Annotated in this window: 20 protein-coding genes and 2 pseudogenes; 10 read left to right on the top strand and 12 right to left on the bottom strand. The window is 54.6% G+C overall.

What is annotated here, in order from left to right:
* Positions 1 to 155 precede the first annotated feature (155 nt).
* Positions 156 to 797: a GDSL-type esterase/lipase family protein gene (locus HW561_RS19150; protein WP_176866986.1), complete on the bottom strand. Its 642-nt coding sequence runs from the start codon at positions 795 to 797 to the stop codon at positions 156 to 158.
* A gap of 335 nt (positions 798 to 1,132) precedes the next feature.
* On the opposite strand from HW561_RS19150, the pseudogene HW561_RS24320 reads away from it, so the two are divergent.
* Together HW561_RS24320 and HW561_RS19160 are read left to right on the top strand one after the other, a co-directional pair.
* Positions 1,133 to 1,543 (top strand): annotated as a pseudogene (locus tag HW561_RS24320) (carbonic anhydrase family protein); the annotation flags it as partial.
* 313 nt (positions 1,544 to 1,856) lie between these two features.
* A complete protein-coding gene (locus tag HW561_RS19160; RefSeq protein WP_176866987.1) occupies positions 1,857 to 2,819 on the top strand; it encodes an IS1595 family transposase in 963 nt (320 codons plus the stop codon).
* On the opposite strand, the gene HW561_RS23715 is transcribed toward HW561_RS19160, so the two are convergent.
* The 3 genes from HW561_RS23715 to HW561_RS19170 form a co-directional block, all read right to left on the bottom strand.
* The gene (locus HW561_RS23715; protein ID WP_211198699.1) at positions 2,776 to 3,075 is read right to left on the bottom strand and encodes a hypothetical protein; all 300 of its coding nucleotides are present in this window, start codon (positions 3,073 to 3,075) and stop codon (positions 2,776 to 2,778) included. The two genes, HW561_RS19160 and HW561_RS23715, sit on opposite strands and share 44 nt — an antisense overlap.
* 15 nt (positions 3,076 to 3,090) lie before the next feature.
* Positions 3,091 to 3,243: a hypothetical protein gene (locus HW561_RS23720; RefSeq protein ID WP_211198700.1), complete on the bottom strand. Its 153-nt coding sequence runs from the start codon at positions 3,241 to 3,243 to the stop codon at positions 3,091 to 3,093.
* A gap of 213 nt (positions 3,244 to 3,456) precedes the next feature.
* Positions 3,457 to 4,491, bottom strand: coding sequence for a LacI family DNA-binding transcriptional regulator (locus tag HW561_RS19170; protein ID WP_176866988.1), 1,035 nt, complete (start codon positions 4,489 to 4,491; stop codon positions 3,457 to 3,459).
* Positions 4,492 to 4,659: 168 nt separating this feature from the next.
* On the opposite strand from HW561_RS19170, the gene HW561_RS19175 reads away from it, so the two are divergent.
* The 7 genes from HW561_RS19175 to HW561_RS19205 all read left to right on the top strand — a co-directional run bounded on the left by HW561_RS19175 (position 4,660) and on the right by HW561_RS19205 (position 11,036).
* On the top strand, positions 4,660 to 5,655 hold the full coding sequence (locus tag HW561_RS19175; protein ID WP_176866989.1) for a TRAP transporter substrate-binding protein: 996 nt from the start codon (positions 4,660 to 4,662) through the stop codon (positions 5,653 to 5,655).
* Between the two features lie 59 nt (positions 5,656 to 5,714).
* On the top strand, positions 5,715 to 6,218 hold the full coding sequence (locus tag HW561_RS19180; protein WP_176866990.1) for a TRAP transporter small permease: 504 nt from the start codon (positions 5,715 to 5,717) through the stop codon (positions 6,216 to 6,218).
* 2 nt (positions 6,219 to 6,220) lie between these two features.
* Positions 6,221 to 7,495 carry a TRAP transporter large permease gene (locus HW561_RS19185; RefSeq protein WP_176866991.1) on the top strand — a complete coding sequence of 425 codons (1,275 nt, stop codon included), beginning with the start codon at positions 6,221 to 6,223 and terminating at the stop codon, positions 7,493 to 7,495.
* A gap of 138 nt (positions 7,496 to 7,633) precedes the next feature.
* A complete protein-coding gene (locus HW561_RS19190; RefSeq protein ID WP_176866992.1) occupies positions 7,634 to 8,542 on the top strand; it encodes an NAD(P)-dependent oxidoreductase in 909 nt (302 codons plus the stop codon).
* A complete protein-coding gene (locus tag HW561_RS19195) occupies positions 8,539 to 9,402 on the top strand; it encodes a sugar phosphate isomerase/epimerase family protein (RefSeq protein WP_176866993.1) in 864 nt (287 codons plus the stop codon). Before HW561_RS19190 ends, HW561_RS19195 begins: the two co-directional genes overlap by 4 nt.
* 736 nt (positions 9,403 to 10,138) lie before the next feature.
* Positions 10,139 to 10,600 (top strand): GFA family protein, encoded by a 462-nt coding sequence (locus HW561_RS19200; protein ID WP_176866994.1) that lies wholly within the window; start codon positions 10,139 to 10,141, stop codon positions 10,598 to 10,600.
* Positions 10,593 to 11,036 (top strand): carboxymuconolactone decarboxylase family protein, encoded by a 444-nt coding sequence (locus tag HW561_RS19205; protein ID WP_176866995.1) that lies wholly within the window; start codon positions 10,593 to 10,595, stop codon positions 11,034 to 11,036. Before HW561_RS19200 ends, HW561_RS19205 begins: the two co-directional genes overlap by 8 nt.
* 284 nt (positions 11,037 to 11,320) lie before the next feature.
* On the opposite strand, the gene HW561_RS19210 is transcribed toward HW561_RS19205, so the two are convergent.
* From HW561_RS19210 to HW561_RS19225, 4 genes and pseudogenes are all read right to left on the bottom strand, one after another.
* Positions 11,321 to 12,064: a hypothetical protein gene (locus tag HW561_RS19210; protein ID WP_176866996.1), complete on the bottom strand. Its 744-nt coding sequence runs from the start codon at positions 12,062 to 12,064 to the stop codon at positions 11,321 to 11,323.
* 206 nt (positions 12,065 to 12,270) lie between these two features.
* Positions 12,271 to 12,885, bottom strand: a complete 615-nt coding sequence (locus HW561_RS19215; RefSeq protein ID WP_176866997.1) for a substrate binding domain-containing protein — start codon at positions 12,883 to 12,885, stop codon at positions 12,271 to 12,273.
* 11 nt (positions 12,886 to 12,896) lie between these two features.
* A complete protein-coding gene (locus tag HW561_RS19220; RefSeq protein ID WP_176866998.1) occupies positions 12,897 to 13,580 on the bottom strand; it encodes an IS6 family transposase in 684 nt (227 codons plus the stop codon).
* A 184-nt stretch (positions 13,581 to 13,764) separates the two neighbouring features.
* A pseudogene (locus HW561_RS19225) lies at positions 13,765 to 14,509 on the bottom strand (aminotransferase class III-fold pyridoxal phosphate-dependent enzyme).
* 103 nt (positions 14,510 to 14,612) lie between these two features.
* On the opposite strand from HW561_RS19225, the gene HW561_RS19230 reads away from it, so the two are divergent.
* On the top strand, positions 14,613 to 15,533 hold the full coding sequence (locus HW561_RS19230) for a LysR family transcriptional regulator (RefSeq protein ID WP_176866999.1): 921 nt from the start codon (positions 14,613 to 14,615) through the stop codon (positions 15,531 to 15,533).
* On the opposite strand, the gene HW561_RS19235 is transcribed toward HW561_RS19230, so the two are convergent.
* From HW561_RS19235 to HW561_RS19250, 4 genes are read right to left on the bottom strand one after another with little or no spacing between them, the layout of a single operon-like run.
* Positions 15,530 to 17,947, bottom strand: coding sequence for a GcvT family protein (locus HW561_RS19235; protein WP_176867000.1), 2,418 nt, complete (start codon positions 17,945 to 17,947; stop codon positions 15,530 to 15,532). The two genes, HW561_RS19230 and HW561_RS19235, sit on opposite strands and share 4 nt — an antisense overlap.
* Entirely contained in the window at positions 17,948 to 18,652 is a 705-nt protein-coding gene (locus tag HW561_RS19240; protein ID WP_176867001.1) for a maleate cis-trans isomerase family protein, read from the bottom strand.
* Complete coding sequence (locus HW561_RS19245) at positions 18,645 to 19,088, bottom strand: SRPBCC family protein (RefSeq protein ID WP_176867002.1); 444 nt, start codon at positions 19,086 to 19,088, stop codon at positions 18,645 to 18,647. The genes HW561_RS19240 and HW561_RS19245 overlap by 8 nt, the downstream gene beginning before the upstream one ends.
* A gap of 11 nt (positions 19,089 to 19,099) precedes the next feature.
* Positions 19,100 to 20,605 (bottom strand): trimethylamine methyltransferase family protein, encoded by a 1,506-nt coding sequence (locus HW561_RS19250; protein WP_176867003.1) that lies wholly within the window; start codon positions 20,603 to 20,605, stop codon positions 19,100 to 19,102.
* Between the last annotated feature and the right edge of the window lie 211 nt (positions 20,606 to 20,816).

The raw sequence follows: 20,816 nt of genomic DNA on the forward strand, positions 1-20,816 counted from the left end.
TCACGGCCAGCCCCCGCCATGTTCGAGTGCGCGCTACCAGAAATACAATCGACCTGACAGGTAAGAACGAAGTTTGCCACAGATCCGCGCCATCTCTATGTGGCGGAAGTTTTTGGCGCGACTAGAATTGTCTCACCGATCGTTGGCGCTCAAGATCAGTCAGAAAACCAGTCGGACCAATGCTCCCAGCGGTCCACAATGTCCGCCATGATGGCGTATCCTGATCCGTCGCAATGCATACGATCTCCACGCGTCAGGCTGTCCATATAGCGGTCATTGGCGAGCAACGGTGTCTGAATGTCAAGATAAGGTACATTCAGTTGTTCAGCCAACTCCAGGTAGCGCCGATTCAGTGCGACCGCGGATTCCTGGCTGAAGACAATCTCCATATCGGTACTTGGCCGCATGGGCGAGCAAGCAACGTTTGCCGGAGGAACACCAACCCAGAGAGTCGGATACAGACCAGAAACCTCTCGAACGATGGCCTCTGCGTTGGCGATCGATACGTCTTCCTCAACGCGCCGTCCAGATCCCGTCAACTCCGCGACATCGTTAATCCCGAACTGTAATACCACCCGATTGTCGGCGCCTTCAGGAAACCGTGCCGTCGCCTCCCGCTTCCAGCGGTCCCGGATCTCATCGGTGGTCGCCCCACGAATGCCGAGATCATAGAATGTAAGTCGAAAGCTGCGATCGAAACGCGCTTGGCAAAGCCGCCCGATCCAACCCAGACAGTTTTCGTCACCGGAGCCGTTAACATAGCTGTCGCCGATGAAGCAGATGCGTAAGTCTCGCAAGGATTGTGCCTCAGGTTTTTGTTTGCAATTGCAGATGGCAGTTCTGTGCCAGACTGCCCAGCCCGAAAGCGTTTTTCAAGGGCCAAGCGCTGGCGCGACCTATATTCGAGGCTTGGTCAACAGACTCTACCTGCAACTGAGTTAAAACCAACACCTGAGTCTGTGACCGACCTCACGATAGGTGCCGAGTTGCCCCTGAGCCGCCAGCGTTGGTTCCGCGCTGGCAGACCTTCGCACCTGCGATCATGAATAGCGGGCATTTTCTTGAAGTCAGCACGCAAGGAAAAGCTGGTAGTGCAGCCGTTGGAAATCGAATATACTGATTTGTCCAATTCCATTTCCACCACGGTTCTGAGCACCGTATCAATGGGAAGCAGACGGAAGCGGAAATTCATTTTGTTCACCAAACTGACGAAGGCGATTTGCTCGTTATTGCGGTGCTGGTGGAGACTGGCGCGGCGAACGCTGAACTGGTCGGTTTGCTAAACTACACCCCCGCCAAGGGGCAATTCGTAAAGCCCGAGATTATGATCTCCTCGGACAGCCTGTTACTCGACAACCTTGTTGGTTACAGATACAAGGGTTCTCTGACCACGCCGGGATGTCTTGAAATAATCACATGGCACATCGTAAGAGACACGGTTGCGTTCTCATCTGAACAAATTCCGCAACTTCGCTCAATTTCCCCTACTAACGTGCGTCCGGTTCAGGAGATAGGACGTAGATATATACTGGCGACCGACTAGGTGCTCAACTTATGAAGTTGCCATTTGCTCTGACGCAATGAATGAATGCACCGTCCGCGCATTGGATATAAAAAGATCTGAGGATCGTGCATACGCAGCGAAGGTCGCCTATGACGGGCCGCGCCGCGGCGTTGGAGCACCCCGTCCAAGGTCGGCTCTGGGCCGTTTGCCGATTCTAGGATGCGGGCGTCATCCAAGGTATCAAACAACTCCGCATTCAGCAGCTCGGTCTTAGGTAGCAAATGCATCAAACGATTGACTGAAGGCGTGAAAGAGAACGATATAGGAACATTCATCGTATTTGGCGGTTCCCATGGCGCAGCATTTTCTACTGTCGGCCGCCGCGCGGACCCTGTCTCTCAAAAAGATATTCTCTGAAGGAGAAGAAGCGGCATACCGTCGGTTCTGCCGACTGCGTTGGCCGGAGAACGATGGTGAACCGATCTGCCCTGCATGCGGGTGCATTGATGTTTACGACCTGACGACCAGGCGTCGATTCAAGTGCGCGGCCTGCTATCGGCAATTCAGCGTGACGTCGGGCACAATCTTCGCCTCTCGAAAGCTCGCCTTTGTCGATCTCCTGGGCGCGATCTGTCTGTTCGTGAACGCGGCGAAGGGAGTGTTTGCGGTTCAGATGTCACGTGATCTGGATGTGCAGCACAAGACAGCATTCGTGCTCATGCACAAGCTCAGGGAAGCAATGTGGGCGGAGACCCGGGACGTCCGTCTGGACGGCGAGGTCGAGATTGATGGCGCCGCGTTCGGTGGCCATGTCCGGCCCGCCAACCTGCGGGAAGAGCGTGTTGACAGGCGGCGCCGCGCCAACCGGAGTGGGAAGCGTCGGGTGGTTGTCGTACTCCGCCAGCGAGGCGGTCGAACAGTGACGAGAACCTTTCTTCGGGAGGCGCAAGGCGTCGAGTTCGCAAGGGAAAGGATCGCTCCAGAAACCGTCGTCTCGGCCGATGAAGTTGCGCATTGGGATCCTCTGGAAACAGATTTCGACATGCAAAGGATCAATCATTCAAAGGGTTACGGCGTCGGAGGAGCCCATACCAATCTTGCCGAGAGCTTCTTCTCACGGCTCAGACGGATGATTGGCGGACAGCACCTGAAAGTCGAAGGAAGGTATCTCGATGCATACGCGGCCCATGCAGCCTGGCTCGAGGATCATCGGGAGGAGAGCAATGGCCGCCTGGCGGATTGCTTGATCGGCGGCGCGCTCGCGTCCCCGGTCAGCCGGTCGTGGAAAGGGTATTGGCAACGGCGCGCAGCGTGACGGCGTCGCCGGCACCCCAGACACACATGCCTTTCTTCTTCTCGATCATCCTGACGAGCTTTCCTCGCTTGGCATGTCGCTGCGCCTGGACGACCTTGAAGACCACCGAGTTCCTAAGCGCAGTATCTGAGATGTCCAGGTTGCACTCCGCCATTACGCGCTCGGCAAGTTCTCTCGTGGTCAGCTCAGCATCGATCCCGAGATGGCGGATGCAGATACCCGCGATCTCGCCCTTCTTGAAGAACCCATGGCTCACAATGTACCGGGCACGCTACCGCTCAGGTGCGGCGAACAGTTCAATCGTCGCGTTCACATGCGCCAGATCGTGCTTCGCATGTGCGATCTGCGCCTCGTATGCTTTAATCTGGCCCAGTATCTCGGCCCGCTTCTCTGTCAGCGTGTGAACAATCAATGGTTTCGACATGCCGCCATTCCACACGAAATCTCGCCAGCCATCCAGATGGCAATTTGGTGCATTTGCTACCTAAGACCGCATCCGTCGACTTCAACACCTTGTCATAAGTGGCAAGAGGCAAACTGTGCATGGCAGCCAGAGCTCTGGGGTAGTAGTCACTGAGAAACTTTAGTGCCGCACCGGGTACTGCTCGGATGAAGCCTGCTCTTGCATCGCAATGTTCTAACCGAAAGTTGTACCAAGAATGTTCTCTCGGGTGATAATTTCTGTTGGAAGAATAGGAATTATTGGTTTTTGGTGTTCCAGTTCCGCGATCATCACCTGGACAGCCAATTCGGCGGCCCGACGCATGTTCTGATGCAGCACATAGTGCAGACTGCCATCAAGCAGATATGCTTGCGTCTTCGCTGTCAGATTGTGGCCGATCAATTTGACCTCGCCAGCGACGCCATTAGCTTGCAGGGCCCTAACGATCCCTTCATTGCCACCGCCGACACTGTAGATTCCCAACAAGTCGGGATGCTCTTCGATGAAGATACAGGTGGCGTTGTAGTTTCCCTCGATGTCATCTTGACCCGAAATCGTATCGGCCAATTGCAGGTGTGGAAACTCTTTGCGGACCACCGCGCGAAAGCCCATTTCGCGATTTTCGTGGCTTCTGTAATATTGACCACCCGAGATGATTGCGACCAATCCGGCGGACTGACACAGGCGACCCATAAGCAATCCAGCGGTACGTCCAGCGGCGCGCGAGTCTGTTCCGACAAATCCAATGACGGCCGAATTCGCGAGGCTGGAAATCAGGGACAGGCACGGAATTCCGCGGATCTTCAAGTGGTCGACCGCATCGCGCACGCGTTGATCTTCCAGTGCCTGGAAGGCGACGGCATCTATACCTTGTCCTTCACAAGCGCGTAGTTTGCGTGCCAACGCACCCGGCTCCATTTTGGTGGTAAAGACGCATTCAATCGTTGCGTTCCCCCTGGCGCCGAATTCCTGAAAACACTGGGCAAGATATTCGGTGGAAGGGCCGGCTTCACCTGGTAAAAATATTTTCAACCGCCAGGGTCTGTTTCGGTCGACCACGGGTGTGCCGGTTTCGATCGCGGCTTTCGCCTGAATGACGCGCTGCCGCGTTGAATCGCGCACATTACCGCGACCATTCAGGACGCGGTCGACAGTAGCTGTCCCAACCCCGGCAAGGCGTGCGATATCTGCGACTCGTGCATGTTTTGGGATCAGTGGTTCTGAATCCACGGCCTACCTCCACATCATTTGACATCACCAATAGTAATATTTTTCAATTTTGTACATCATTTTGCATCATGATTGAATTGATGCCCGATATTCCTTGCAATGGGCGGCACCGATCGTGAGTTTCTCGCTTATGCTGGGTCTACGCACCCAAAAAACTGGGAGGACGTCATGAAACGGACAACAAAATTTCTGGCCACTGTGGTCAGCTCAATCATCGCAGCAACCGGCGCGTCGGCGGCTGATTTTACATTCAAATATGGGAACGAACAGCCCGAAGCTTCGATCCGGTCTCAGTCGATGGTATTCTTTGAGAAAGAACTTGAAGACCGCTCGGGCGGTCGCATTGAAGTTGAGACATTCTTTGGTGGCGCGTTGGGCAATGAACGCGAAATGATGGATCAGGTCACTTCGGGGCTTTTGCAAGGCACGCGTGGCGGATTCTTTGCTGATGCCAGCGGGGCATTCAATCTGTATCAGCTGCCTTTTCTGGTTGCGAGCTGGGATGAAATGCAGTGCTTGGTTGGTAGCGATTTCACCAAAGAAATCGGAGCACGCGCCGCGGCCAATGGCTATCACGTGCCGGCCACCGGCATCAGCCAAGGATTTCGCGCCTATACAAACAATGTGAAACCCATCACCAAAGTCGAAGATCTTGCCGGATTGAAGATCCGCGAACCGCAGTCCGATTTGATGATCGCAACCGGTACCGCGCTTGGATCTGTTCCAGTTGCAATGCCATTTTCTGAAACCTATCAGGCTTTCCAGCAGGGTGTGATTGATGGCCAGCATAACCCGCCGCAAAACATCTGGGACTTCAAGGTACACGAAGTTCAAAAATATCTGTCCCTTACAAACCATATGACAGGTCCCGATCCGCTTATCGTGAACAAGGCATGGTACGACGCTCTTCCCGCCGATCTGCAGGCTATCTTTGACGAGGTTTCGGTGGAAGCGCTCGCAATGTCCGACAACCTGTACCGCGACGCCGAAACCAATGTGATTGAAGACATGAAGGAATTTGTGGAAATCAATACATTGGAACCCGCTGCCCTGACTGGTTTCCAGACCGCCGTTGAACCGGTCTACGCACAGATGATCGATGCAGGTCATTTCTCCCAAGATGACATTGATGCAGCCCGCGCTGCGGCTCAGTCCTGCAATTGATCAGATTGGGTTCGGGCCAGAGTTGCTGGCCCGAACCCTGCAAGCAGAAGGGTAACGCTGTGGATCGTCTTATTGCCATCAATCGGGTGCTGACTGCTCTGCTGGAGAGCATCATGGTGGTTCTATTCGCCGTTTTCCTGATCATAGTATGTGCCAAAGTTCTGATGCGACCCTTCGATGCCGCGATCTACGGGGTTGACGAACTGGTCAAGATGTCTTTCCTGACCACCAGCGCCCTTGGTGGTGCGGTGGCTATTTCCCGTCGTGAACATATTGCCATCACCGTCTTCATAGATCAGATGCCGCATACTATCAAAGTCAGCCTGTACATTTTGGGCTTGGCGCTTGTCGGTGCGATGAATGGGTTGTTGGTCTATCTGTCCTTTGACTGGATTGCTGGACCGGGCAAGAACATTTGGCAGCCATTTGGCATGCCGCAATCCTACGTCTTTGTCATTGTCCCGCTCGCCTGCTCACTTGCCGTGTTGTTTTGCGCCATCAAAATCGCTCTGACGTTGTCCGGCGACGAGAATACCGACATACTTTGGATGCCCGAGGACTGACTATGTTTATTCTCCTTGGATCCCTTCTGCTTCTTTTGGTCATCGGCGTGCCCGTCGCTTACGCGTTGGGTCTTGCATCAGTCGCCTACTTCATGATCGAAGCACCTGCTGCGATGGGTTTTGTCGTGCAGCGGTTCTTTTCCGGCATTAACAATTACCCGCTGGTGTCGTTGCCGTTTTTCATTCTAATGGGGCTGGTGATGAATTCCGGCGGCATCACCCGCCGGCTGCTCGATCTGTCGATGTTCTTCGTGGGCCGGTTCCGTGGTGGTCTGGGCCATGTGAATGTAGTGGCTTCGATGATCTTCGGCGGCATCTCGGGCTCGTCCGCATCGGACACGGCGTCGATCGGCGCGGTCCTGATCCCAGAGATGGAAAAGCGCGGCTATCCGAAAGAAGTGGCCGCAGGCATCACTGTCGCTTCGTCAACGATGGGTATGATCATTCCGCCATCGGTGCCGATGATCATCTACGCTATCGCAGCTGAGGAATCGATTGGGCAGCTGTTTCTGGGAGGCATCATTCCCGGCATCATGGTCGGGCTAATGCAGATGATTGTGGTTTGGTACATGGCCCGCCGCAACGGCTACCCCACCGAAAACATCCCCTTCACACTGCGGGCCGCGTGGCTTGAAGCCAAGCGATCTGCGCCTGTGGTGATCATGCCTATCATGATTGTCGGATCCGTGGTTTTCGGCTTTGTGACGCCAACAGAAACGGCCGGGGCAGCTGTGGTTTACGGCCTGATCATCGGGCTTTTTCTAGTTGGTTTAGTGGTGGTCAAGGAACTGCCCGGCGCCATGCGGCAAGCCATCATCATGTCTGCCAAGATTATGATGATAATCGCCTTCAGCCAGGTGTTCATCACAGTGCTGGCACTTGAGCGGGTCCCCAATCAACTGGCTGATTTTGTTTCAGGGTTTGGCTTAGGTCCGACGGGCTTTATTCTGCTGATGGCGTTGTTGATTCTGATTTCAGGTACCTTCATCGACGTAAGCCCCGCGATCCTGTTGATGACGCCCGTGCTGTTGCCGGTTGCTCAGGAGCTTGGCATTTCGGGGGTGCATTTCGGGGTGGTGATGATCTCGGGGCTTGCTGTCGGAGCCTGTACGCCGCCAGTCGGCAATTGCCTAAATGTTTGCGCCGCAATTTCGCGCCTCAGCATCGGAAAAATCTTTCTCGGGGCGGCCCCGTTTCTGTGCGCAAACGTCGTTGTGCTGATCCTGATCTGCGTTTTCCCGCAGTTGGTGTTGTGGATACCCGGCTTGGTTTTCTAGCCGGGAACGGAATGGGCAGGAGGTGTCTTTTGGACCCGCCCGACGCGAACGCGTTGAAACCTCTCTTTCAATAGCGCCCGGCAACCGGGTGTTAAACGTCAACGGCCCGGCAAGTGCCGGATAGACAAGGAAGTTGAAATGTTACGAGCTGGTGTCATCGGCTTAGGGGATATGGGTAGCGGGCTAGCCAAGAACCTAATCAAAAATGGGTTTGCAACGACCGGCCTGGATCTGAGTGAAGATCGAATGAGCGCGTTTGCCGCGATGGGTGGCATATTAGCGCCCAGCGTGGCCGAAGTCGGTGCGAATGCTGATGCGGTTTATGTTATGGTGATGAACGGCGCGCAGGCCAAGGCCGTTATTCTGGGGGATAACGGCCTGATCAGCCACATGACCAAGGGTGGCGCGGTGGTTCTAACTGCTACGATCAAACCTAGTGAAGCGCGTGAGATCGCGACAGCGATGGAAGGATCCGGAGTTCACTTGATAGACAGCCCAGTTTCGGGCGGTTTTCCCGGTGCACAGAGTGGTGCGTTGACCATGATGGCCGCGGGTGAACCCTCGGTTCTGGATACCTACAAACCTGTGATGGAGGCGGTGTCCAAAACCATCCACCGGGTTGGTGCCCAGGCCGGTGACGGACAGGTCGTCAAATCCTGCCTGCAAACGCTGATCGGCTCAATCTTTGGCGCGACTTTTGAGGCCGCCGCTCTTGCCGCAAAGGCCGGAGTCTCTGGGCAGGTTCTGTTCGATGTCTTCTCAACATCAGGGGCGGGTTGCGGCGTTTCCAATACCGCGCTTGAAAATATCATTGATCGTAAATTTGAAGGCACCGGATCCGGTATCGGCACTATGCACAAAGATCTGACAATCTCGCTGGACATGGCTGAGGAAATCGGCGTGCCGTTGTTTATGGCTTCGACCGCCATGCAGATATTCCATCAGGGAAAGACCAAATACCCCGAAGGCGACAATTGGGTTTGCACGCGGGTCATGGAAGAAATCGTTGGCGCAGAATTGCACCGCCAAAAAAGGAAAGACACATGAAATTAGGCGTCATCTGCGACGGCATCAGCCGAGATCTCTCTTATTCTGTCGATGTTATGGACGAATTCGGCCTCGAATATGCGGAACTGCAATTTGTTGGTGATACTGAAGTGGGCGACCACTCGGCGCAGGAAATCAAGGAAATCGACACGCTCTTGCGCGCTCGTGGTAAACCCGTGTCCTGCCTGTCTCGTCATATTTTTGCTGGCACGACCGGAGCAAACAAGCCGGGAGACGAGCTTCATACCAAACACATGGATGCGCTGAAACGCGTTATCGATATGGCGCATGTGGTCGGGTCACCCTTAGTTCGGATTATGAGCCCCAAGAAAGAACAAATCCTGTGGGGCCTGAACGGGGCCGAAAAGTGGAACGTGGCACATGGTGCCTGGGATGCGATGTTACCGCTGATCGCGCCTGCAGTCGAGGTGATCAAAGACGCCGGCCTTACGCTGGTAGTTGAAACCGGCAACGGCACCATGGTCAACTCGAACTACACTGGTCGCAAGCTGATCGACGATCTGGATGCCAAAGGCGCGCTAAAGGTGTTGTGGGATCCGGCCAACAACTGCTGGTGCCACGAACAGGCTTTCCCCGATGGCTATGAAGAGGTGAAAGACGGCTACCTTGGCCATATCCACATAAAGGACGTACAGGTCGACACCCCACGTGCCACGCTGGAAGTGCGGCGCATGGGCGAGGGTCAATTGGCTGACCAGTTCCAACCCATGGCCAATGCGTTGCGGGCCGATGGCTATGACGGTGTCATCAGCTTTGAAAGCGTCTACCACCCTGGCAACGGCAATTTCGAAGAAGGTTTCCGTCTCTGCATTGAACGTTTTCAAGAAAACTTCGGGTAAATTTTCTCCCTTTTGCCCGAAAGGGTCGCCCGGCTTGATTTCAACGATCCGGGTGGCCCATTTTGCATTTTTTGCACGACGCAAAAACGTCGACACATGCATCCAGAGTATACCGGATATCTCAATTCGTAAGAGGCACACAGCAGCCGCCATCTATATATACCTCTCGCAATAGAGGTGGGCAGTAATGATCCCATGAGCGAGACAAGATAATGACCCAATTCAAAACTGAGACTCCTTCGGCCGTGCAAATAAACATTGTTCTGCGCGAGGCACAAAAGCATCGCAATGAGGCCCTTCGGCGGTTTACAGCAAGTGTTTTTTATAAATTTAGGCTGTATTTGCACCGCACAGTACGCGCCTGATACAGTTGGCTCTTTGAGATATAAGATATTGAACTGGCAGCGGTTTTAACATCCTGCATAAATCAAGTGCTCCTACAGTGAATTAGCTGATTGCGACCCACTATTGGCGCTGGAGATATGCGGGGGCCATTCAGGGACGAGGCGGCGAAGATGGAGATCATGAGATAGGTCACGGCCGTTGATACGAACGGCGGCTCTGTCTGAGCTGTGTGGTCATCTTGTTCTTCAAAGAGCTGCGCGATTAATGAACGACTGCTTCGGGGAGGTTGCGTCGCATCTGAGGTTCGGTGAGAGCCCACTTTGACAGACGCTGCGATCTGCATAAATGTCGGCTCTGGACGCACGGACAGTTTTGATGTGATCCTACACATATGAAAAACGAAGCGAATTTGATAACCGGCGGGTGCCAGTGTGGTGCCGTGCGATACAGAGTTGCGTCTCTCGGACGATCGTCCGTTTGCCATTGCCGCATGTGTCAGCGCGCTTTCGGCGCATTTTACGCACCGCTTGTCATAGCAAACCGCTTGGAGTGGACGTCCGGCACGCGTCGCCTGTTTGCAAGCTCGAACGTCAGTCAGCGTGGTTTCTGCGGCGACTGCGGGACACCGCTGAGCCTAGAAAACTTCGATGATGATTTGCTTGAGATTGCAACTGGCACGCTCGATAATCCCGAAATTGCCCCACCAACGCTTCAAATCAACTATCGCTATCGATGTAGTTTTGCTGATGGCATTGGCAAACTGCCCGAACCGGAAACTAATATGGTTGCCGATAACGATGCGTGGAATGCAAAGGTTGTTTCGCTCCAAAGCCAAGGAGAAGACGATGATTGAGCGCATCGACTATGTTGCTATCAACGGCCCAGCCATTGCGAGCATGGCAAAGTCAAAAAACAGCATGCCGTCTATCGACAGGAAGCTCAGGGCAATTATCGAGCTTCGAATATCGCAAGTGAATGGCTGCGCATATTGCGTTGACCTTCATACTATTGAGGCGCGGCAGGCCGGTGAAACCTTGCAGCGGCTAGACTGTCTAACGGTTTGGAAGGAAGTGCCGTTTTTTAACAAGGCAGAAAAGGCGGCATTCGCATGGGCAGAAGCTGTTACAACGGTTGCTGCGAACGGTGCTCCAGAACCTCTCTACACTGCCCTGTTTGATCATTTCTCGGAAGAACAGATTGTCGATTTGACTTTAATTATCGCCCAGATGAACGCTTGGAACCGACTGGCCATTAGCTTTGGTCACCTTCCTGATGTGAGAGCTGAATAGCTCCGATGTTCAGTCAAAGCCGACTTTCGTGAAAGAAACGTGAATGGCAAGTTTGTCCCACAGAGTAAGAGTTCACCGGTCGCTCAATAACGCACGCGCAGCGAATGTCTCCTATGGCGGGCCGCGCCACAGCACTGAAGAAGGTGAGTGAAGGTCCGGAATGGGCCGGCAGAATTCCAGGTTCCGAGCCGAGCAGGAAGGTTTCCACACAGCCTCGGCTCATTGCCGTCCTTCTCTGCGGATCTCATCGATTGGTGAAGAGCCCGAAATAACCATGACTAACACTACAACTGGACGTGGATGTGGTCATCATGACGTGCGGCACGGCAGCCTTGAAATCTGATCTTTGGGCTCTTTGCCTCATACCTTACTTTCAGGTGTGGCTCGATAAAGACTTTGCCGACCCGATCATCCGCGCCAAGCCATTCTAACGCTGATTTCATCCGTGATGCTTCTGGACGATAGTCAGGCCAAAAACCCTGCAACCAAGCCATGTCCCATCGCAATGTAGATGTACTTTCAGCGCAGTCGGTTGGCCCTTGTTCGAATGCAAAATATCCAACCGGCGACTTAGCTACTCCGGGCATGTATCCATCAGTTCCCTCATAATAAAAGGCAAGATCGACCTTGCGTCCATCGTCATGCGAAAGATGCGGAAGCAATGGAAATCCGGTAAAATAAGGAAAGTTGGCATCCAAAACGCGAGTTTCGGTGTCGGGGTAGTCGCTCTCCATTGTGGCGGCAAAATCGGTTAGAACACCGTAAAGCTCAGGAACAACATATTGCCTGTTTAGAGCGCAGTACATTTTCGACTGCATTTTCAACACTTCCCCTGAAATGCATGGAATTGGTTCGCGTCCTAGCATTGGCGCCACCCAGAGTGCCGTGACAGACAAGGCCGTGTAAGTGGCTGCAAATACGAGTGCTCTACGTTTGAAGAACAACGCGATCAACCAAGCTATGCCTCCGACCTGCGAAATGATAGTCAGCAAAATGAAGACAAAGGCATGAAAGGAAATTTTGATCATGATCGCAATTTGCGGTAGAAATTCGGGATTGAACAGACGCTAAGCGAAGGTCATTCTGTCCCGCTAGACCGACCTTGATGCCGTCTGAACCGACTTGATGACCTACTGAAACCGTCAGATGACCGGTTCGAGCCCAGAAGTGTTTGATGCCGCATTGAGGCCAAACGACTGTTTAGCGCCTTTCCAACGTTGTGAGCTATGCTTGTTCAGGCTTCCGAGAACGGTTCCAATTGGCGCAGAAAATCCGAAAACAAGGTCACTCGATAGGCGAGATGTTTCCGTGACGGATAAAGTGCGAAGAATTCCAGGTCTGGAAACTCGACTACGCCATCCAGGCGTATAAGTTGATTGGCACACGCATGGTCTCTCACAAACAGATCCGAAATCGCAGCTATGCCAGCTCCCTCCGCAACAGCTTGGACAAGGCTGAGAGTGTTCGGAATTATCAATGACCAAGGCTTGCGAAATCTCACGATCTTTCCGCTTTCAATTATGGTCCAATAGTCTCCATATCGAGTTGTCCCGACATGAACACAATCGTGGTGTTCCAAATCCGCAAGTTCGACGGGTTGGCCCTTTTGCTTCAGATATTCGTTGGAGGCGTATAAACAAAGCTTCGCATGACCAATTTTTCGCGCGATCATTGCCGAATCTTGCAGATCATATGTCAGACGGAACGCCAGATCGATCCGTTCTTCAATCAAATCGACGGGTTGGTTGGTGAGGTGCAATTCAAAGTGAACATCCGGGTAAGAGCATCGAAACTCGTTTATCGCCCGGTTCTGTCGCAAACTTTCTAGACGGCAGAGCATCAGTGGCATTGGTGAGCCGGTTATCCCGCTAGTTGGGAGAACTGCTGAAACGGGCGGAGTCCGGGCGTGAATTGGCCTTTGCGGATCATGTTACCCAATTCTATGCCTGCCAGGACAGATGCGGCTGAAGCGAAGGATTTGAAGCCGAGCATGGGCCTGGTCCGTCGTTTGATGAATCGATGGTCTTGTTCAATGATGTTATTGAGGTACTTCCGCCTAACCACCTCAATCGGTATTGGGCAATCAAGGCCTTTCAGCATCTTGTTTATGGCCTTGATGCCGGCCGTGGTAGCGCCGCTTTTGTCGATGACGATCTTGCGTGGCAATCCGTTTACCTCGAGAGCGCGAGCGAAAAACTTCGTCGCCGCTGCCTTGTTCCGGCGCTTGGGCAGCATGAAGTCAAGGGTTTTGCCGTTTTTGTCGATGGCTCTATAGAGGTAAACCCATTCACCTTTAACTTTTACATACGTTTCATCCATGCGCCATGAACGGTTTGTGGGGCGTTTCCGATACCGTGCGGCATCAGCCACGAGACCGGCATATCGACTGACCCAACGGTTCAGCGTTGCATGATCAAGATCTACGCCACGTTCCGCCATGATTTCTTCCAGATCCCGGTCTGAAACACCGTAACGCAGGTAGAAGAAAACCGCGTGCAAGATCACGTCTTTCGGAAAATGCGTGCCCTTAAATGAGATCGTCACGGCCAGCCCCCGCCATGTTCGAGTGCGCGCTACCAGAAATACAATCGACCTGACAGGTAAGGACGAAGTTTGCGACAGATCCGATAGCTCATTACCAGCGGGCTAGGCCGCCAGCTCTGCAAATTGTCTAAACGGGCAGACTCCTCCAATCACTTTGCCCAATTTGCAAAGATCGGGTGTGACATCATAGAGTTCCCGCCCCGCCCAATGCCAACCTGAATCCTGTAGCAACCTCATTAAAGATCAAGACAACCCCATGACGGGTCGTTTCCTCGCGCAGTGCTTCAACAAAGCCTGGGACAGGCGGGATTAGTCGCTGCAGGGGCTCAACAATAACGCCTGCCAATTGGTCGACATGTTCTGCAATGGTTTGCCGGGCAAAGGTGATGCCATTGAAGGGTGCCACGATTACCCCATCGCGTGTGCTCTGCGGGATGCCTGCTGAATCTGGCACGGGCATCGGAAAGTTGGCGAGACTCTGGGGAGCCATACTCATCAATGCCTCGCCAGACATGCCGTGATATCCACCCTCAAACTTCAGAATCAGATCGCGACCCGTATGCGCACGCCAGACGTAAGGCGTACATGTCAGCCTCTGATCCGATTGAAATATAGCGCAATTGATCTTCGCAAGGCACCACATCACAGATAACCTCGGCCAGTTCGATGCCCACGGCGTTTGACGTGAAAAATGTCGCGCCGTCAGCAAGTTGGGCCTGCACAGCCTCCATGCCTTCTGGATGGTTGTGCCCAACCAACATCGGACCTGATCCGATCAGGAAATCGGTATACTCATTTCCGTCCTCATCCCAAACACGTGATCCACGTCCCTTTCTGAGAATAACTTTTGGATCATAGTTCCCATACCCACCGGCGGGCAGCACCTTTTGTGCCCTTTCGCGCCATTCTTGCTGACTTGACTGTGTCATAAGGTTCGCCTGCAGTGCGTCTTTGGTCAAAGTTCCGGCTTGACCTTAGATGAAAGAAAAGAAGAAAATAAGGTGATTTGGTGAATTTCTCTCAGGTTAAATGATGTCAGAAGGTCCCTTTCTTGATTTACGTCACCTCAAGATGATCCGTGCGATTGCGGAACACGGACGCGTCAGCGATGCAGCGGAAGCCTTAGGGGTCACACCGTCCGCACTTTCGCATCGTATCAAAGAGGCCGAACGGCGGCTTGATCTGGTGCTGTTTACGCGCATACACAAGCGATTGCGCATGACGCCGGCGGCAGAATATCTGGCCGATGTGGCGGATCGGGTTTTGTCCGAAATGGACCGTGCGGAACGCGATGTGCGGCGGATGGACCGCGGTGTTGAACACGTCGTGCGCATCGCTGTTGAAGCTTACAGTTCGTATCACTGGCTGCCCGGGTTTATCAAGTATCTGCAAACCCACCTGCCCGGTGTCGAACTTCAGGTTATGGCAAGTGTCACCCGCGAACCGGTTCGCGCACTGACCAACCGACACGCCGACATAGTGGTGACATCAGGCGGCGCAACCCCGATCGGAACGCATCGGATTCCACTGTTCCGGGATGAGTTGTTGTTCATCTTTCCGCCCCATCATCATCTTGCAGGAAAGGCCTATGTTGAGGGGCACGACATCGAAGGTGAGGACTTTATCACCTACACGCTAACGCCAGAACCTGACCGCGAGTTTGCTCGCCTCTTTCGCCCGTCAGGCAGGTACCCGCGCTGGACGGCGATGGTGGAGATGCCCGAAGCCATCGTCGAGCTGGTCGCTGCTGGTCAGGGCAGCAGTGTCCTGGCAGGCTGGGCTGTGCGCCCAGCAATCAATGCGGGGCGCATCATTGGGGCGCGAGTCGGCAAAGACGGCATAGAGGTGCCCTGGGGCGCACTAATGCGCTCAGAAGACAAGGACACAGGACCCATTCTGGACGTGGCCGAAGCCCTTGCCCAATGGTCATCGATCAATGGTGATTTTGGCTAGGATCGCAATCTGTCGTGGCCCGGATCGTAGACATGATGCGAGTGGCGCGTGGCAGCGCGCATCTCTGCGAACGCCTGAACGAAACAGGTGCCGCCCATCTCCAGCGTGCCGTTTTCCACGTACCCAAGCGCCAGAAGCTTCCCCGTTCGATACCCCATCGAGATGGAAGTGAGATACCCAATGACCCGATCCTCTAGGATGATGGGGTCCGAGGGCAGCGGCTCTGGTCCCGGATCGTCGATTTCCAACCCTATGAAGGCCCAATCGGCCTGTTGCTTTGCTTGTTGCACGACAGCAGTGTGACCCGCGAAGTCAACTTTGGCCATATTGGCGAACCTGGATAAACCTGCATCAAACAGCGTGTATTCGGTTCCAATATCCGCACCCCAGCCATGATACCCCTTTTCGATCCGCATCGCATTTAGCGAATAGGAGCCAAAATTGCAGATGCCGTGCGCGATACCTGCCTGCCAAATTGCATGATAGAGAGATGTCAAATTGGCTGAGGCGACATGAAGCTCCCAGCCCAACTCGCCGACATAACTCACACGCATCGCCGTGACCGGAACGCCCGCAATTTCGATCTCGGTGACGCTCATCCATCGCGCGCCGCTCGCACTCAGGTCAGCCGACGTCAGCGACTGCAACAGATCGCGCGAATTTGGTCCCATCACCAACAATGCGCCGTCCTGAGAATAGCCCTTGGTCAATGTGGCATCGGCCTCACCAAGCGCGGCTGATAGCCAGTCAAAGTCGCGGTCAACAGCCATCGTTGGGCCGCACAACAGAAATTTGTCCTCAGCCAGTCGGGCAATTGTTGCTTCGGACCAGATATGGCCCAGCGGGGTCAACATATAAGACAGGCGCACGCAACCTACAGGGGGCAGCGTGCCGCAGACCACTCTGTCCAGCACCTTGGCTGCTTCTGGCCCTTCCAGGGTAAACTTGGTGAATCCGCCGTGGTCCATCACGCCGACATGGTCGCGCACGGTCTCACATTCGACCCGTACCGCATCCTGCCAGGGCTCATGCCCAAAACTCAGAGCGTGGACATCGCTTGCCTGATCGTGATTGAACCAAAAGGCGCGCTCCCAGCCGCCGATCTGGCCAAAGACAGCGCCCTGCTGGGCCAGAAGTTCATAAAGTGGGGTTTGGTTGACGGGGCGACCGGAATCCATAATCCGGTGCGGATAAGGGATCGCGTACTGCAAATCATAGTGCTCTGACGCGCGCGCAGAAGCGTAGTCTTGTGTAGCCCAAGAACCAAACCGGCGCGGATCCCAAGCAGACAGATCCCATTCGGTCTCGCCTGCCGTCAGCCATTCGGCCATGGCTTTGCCAATCGCGGCGGATTGGGTGATACCGATCTGCACACCTGTTGCGTGATAAAAATTGCGCACACCCGCCGCTGGGCCAATCAAGGGCAACGCATCAGGTGCATAAGGGATCGGGCCATTGACGAACCGTTGGGCCCCCGCTTTGGCAAGCAGCGGCACATGAGATGCCGCCGCCTCGAACACGGCTATCATCCCGTCGATGTCATCGGCAAAAAGCTGGTGGTCAAAGTCTTGCGGTACGCCGTTTTGCCAGACCGGGCGGCCTTCGTGCGCGTAAGAGCCGAGCAGCAAGGCATTGCGTTCGCGACGCAGATAGAAGCGGATGTCAGGGTCCCGGATGAGGGGGAAGACGGCAGTGTCTTCTTCTAATGCAGCCAGCGGGCTGGTCACCATGTATTGGTGTTCCAGCGTGACCACAGGCACCTGCATCCCCGCCATCGCCGCAATCCTTGCACCGTTTGAGCCCGCAGCATTGATGACTGTGCCCGCAACAAGTGTGCCAGTTGGAGTCTCAACCTCCCATTCGCCAGATGGACGCTGACGCAGCCCCGTAACGGGCGTAAACCGTCTCACCTCCGCCCCCATGGCGCGGGCATGTTTCGCCAAAGCCTGAGTCAACTGGCTTGGGTCAATGTCGCCCTCGTACGGGTCAAGAATGCCGCCAAGGACAGTGTCGTCTGCTTTCCAATAGGGATGCATCTGTTCAATCTCGGTAGGATCGAGCATCGCCAGGTCAAAGCCTGCTGACCGCGACACACCGCAAAGATGCTGAAAAAGCTGCATGCGTTCCTGCGTATGCGCAGGCCAGATTGCCGACGTGTGGCGATAGGTGATTGGCGCGTCAGGGTTTTTGGCGAGCTCCTTGTATAGTTGCCACGCATAGTTTCCCGCGCGCATGCCAAGCCAAGAATTGGCGTAGGTTGGGATATTACCAGCGGCATGCCAGGTTGACCCGGCAGTCAGTTCGTTCTTTTCCAGCAGAACGGTATCGGTAATACCCGCCTTGGCCAGATGATAGAGGATGGCTGCACCAACCGCGCCTCCACCAATGACGACAACCTGCGCATGGTTCCGCATTCAATGCGCCTCCAGCAGTCTTCCGTATCCATGGATCGGATCAGTGATCCCGACCGTGCGCAGCGTCTGCCAGTAGACAGCTGCATTGCAGGCCACGATCGGTTTGCGATGTTCTGCTTCAAGTTCTGCGATCATGGCCACCACCGGCAATGCGGTCCCGACTTGCAAGATGACGTCACACTCGGAAGCGGCGACCACAGCGAAGACCGCGCGAATATCGTCCAATGGGGTTTCGCAGATTGCGGGCAGTGACGGTGCCTCAGTGCCCTTGATGGCAACCACCTCGAAACCGGCACTCTCGGTGTTTGCTTTCACAACGGCATCCACTTCGGCGTTAAACGGTGTGACAATGCCAAGACGCTTTGCCCCCAGCGCGCGCAAGCCCTCGTAATTCGCCTGAGAGGCTCCAAGCACCGGAACCCCAACCTGTCGTGAAACATCTGCGCAGCGCTTCGCCAGCTTGTCCGGCCCGCCGCGGCCTGCATCTGTGGTCAACCCAACCGCAATTGCCAAAGGCGCGCAGTCCATCAATTTAGCCGTTTCATCCGGCAAATCGTCTGACACTGCATCGCCGCCCAATCGGAAACGCTGCATCTGATTGGTCACACCTGCCGGGCGCAGCAGCTCCAATTCAGGCTGTACCACTGTGTTCATTGCAGGCGTCATGACGCCAATCACCGCGCGGGGGGCGAGGGTATCAGCCATTTTGTGCCTCCTTAAGAAAGTCGTTCAATCCAATCATGCCGCCAATGTAGATCGCATCCCCTACGATCCTTTCCATCTCATCCGCGACGTCGGGGGCGCAGTCGAAATGGCTTTCCCAAACGCCCAATGTCTGACCCGTGTGCGTGATGGGGAAGAAGCGATGGGTTGAGATATAGGTGCTCACCGGTAGCGGACTTTCGATGATATCGTAGGTATAAAAGTACTTGGCGTCAGAATGGGCCAGCAGGGTTTCGCGAAAGACCGTACCGTCTGGGATGTCGAGTCTTCGGATAGTGCCGGTGGCCGTGGCGGCCCCGTTCTCCAGCGTGGCAGCCGCCACTGCGGGGTTCCAATCCACCACACCGTCAAAGGCACGCACAGCGGTCCAGACCTGGTCGATTTCAGCATCTATGATCATACTTCGAAAAACGTGCACGGCGGCTCCTGTCATGGCTTCAGGCGAATAGGAAATTTTGCGCGGATACGTGCCTCTGCATCAGCGCTTAGGTGTGTGGGCGGTGGGGCGGCAAGGATTTCCGGTACGCGGCTGCGGGCTTGCTCCCAGATCGAGAGGCTGCCCGCATCAACCCAATCACTGACACTCTGGCGATCAGCAAGAGCGGGGTAGTGATAGTCAGACTTCATGCGGTTCAGCGTTTCGCTTTCACCCAAATAATGCCCATCATGGGTGACCACCCGTTCGACAGCTTCCAGATCAAGCGTGGCCTTACTCACTTCGATGCCTCTGATGGATCGCAGGATGGCACCACACATGTCGTCATCAATCACCATCGCCTCGGGGCTGGCCACCATGATGGACCCGAGCATCCCAACAGAGAGGTTGATCATATCCGCCCCAGCATGTCCGGCCAGTGCGACAGTGTAGCCTTTTTCATAACCCGCCTGCGCATCGACAAGTTTGGAATCCGTCATTCCCGCCGAGACGGTTGAAGGTAGACCGACATGTGACAGGAGCTGGGCTGCGGCGGCATTTGCAATCGCAGCCTCTCCGCTGCCACCACTCATCGCACCTGTACGCAGATCAGAAATGAACGGCATCAGGGCGTAAATGCAGGGCGCACTTCTTTGAATGTTTTCAACCACCACCATCCCTGCGAGGCATTCGGCTAACCCCTGCGCTAACGCCCCTGCCAAAGTGACCGGACTGGTCGCACCTGCTTGTCCTGCCGAGCATATCTGTGGGACCATGCCTGCCCGCACAGCTTTCTCTAGCATCACTATGCCCTCAGCCGCATAGGTTAGAGGCGGGACCACATGGACAATGACAGCCATGCAGAACGGTCTGTCACGGAAGGCGCCCTGATAACCAAGTGCGATGTCAAACATTTCAACAATCGGATCGATATGGTCTGGGTCGCAAAAGCTGATGCCAATTGGCTTTGTGGTCGCCTTAAGGCAAGCAAACGCAGTGTTGACGTCGAGCTCTAGGGGATCACTAATATCGCGGGCCACGACAGGGCGCACTCCATAGTGGATATTCGACGACGCATCCAACACACGCATCAGGTCGTATAAGTCGCTGAGCTGACTGTCCTGATAGTCCCCGGTCGCGGCATTGAGCACCTGAACAGCCGCTCCGCCGGTGCCGATGTGAACACGGCGGCCTCCGATCTGCAAATCCCTGTCAGGTGTGAAACCCGGCAATGTGACATGGCGAGGCGCCCGTTCCAACGCGTTTCGGATCATGTTTTTCGAGAAACACAACCGCCCATCTGCGCGGTGCCACGCCCCTGATTCCAATGCACGCTGAGTTGCCACCTTTGGCAGCCCCACCATGCCCACTGTTGAGAGGATATCAAAAGCATGGGCTACAATGGTTGACAATTCGGGCGAGGACAGCGGGCGCAAATCACCACCAACGTGGAATACAGGTGACGCATCTAGATGAATGCCGTCTGCCGCCTCACGTTGCTTTCGTATCCGTCTGACCATCTGTGCACCTCAACGAGAATATTAGAGCGCAGATAGCTTGTGTTGAAAATTCAATAAAACGGCAGATATGATGAGGAGAATTCACCAATAACTATACTGGATGATAGCCGCATCACATGCCCTGCCCGGGCGAAAAGTTGGACGGATAGGATCACATGTTTCCTATTCTCGAAAGAAAGCACCGCTTTAATCGCCAAGCGTACTTGTCCCA

This window comes from Ruegeria haliotis, from assembly GCF_013377785.1.
GTDB classification, from domain to species: Bacteria; Pseudomonadota; Alphaproteobacteria; order Rhodobacterales; family Rhodobacteraceae; genus Ruegeria; species Ruegeria haliotis.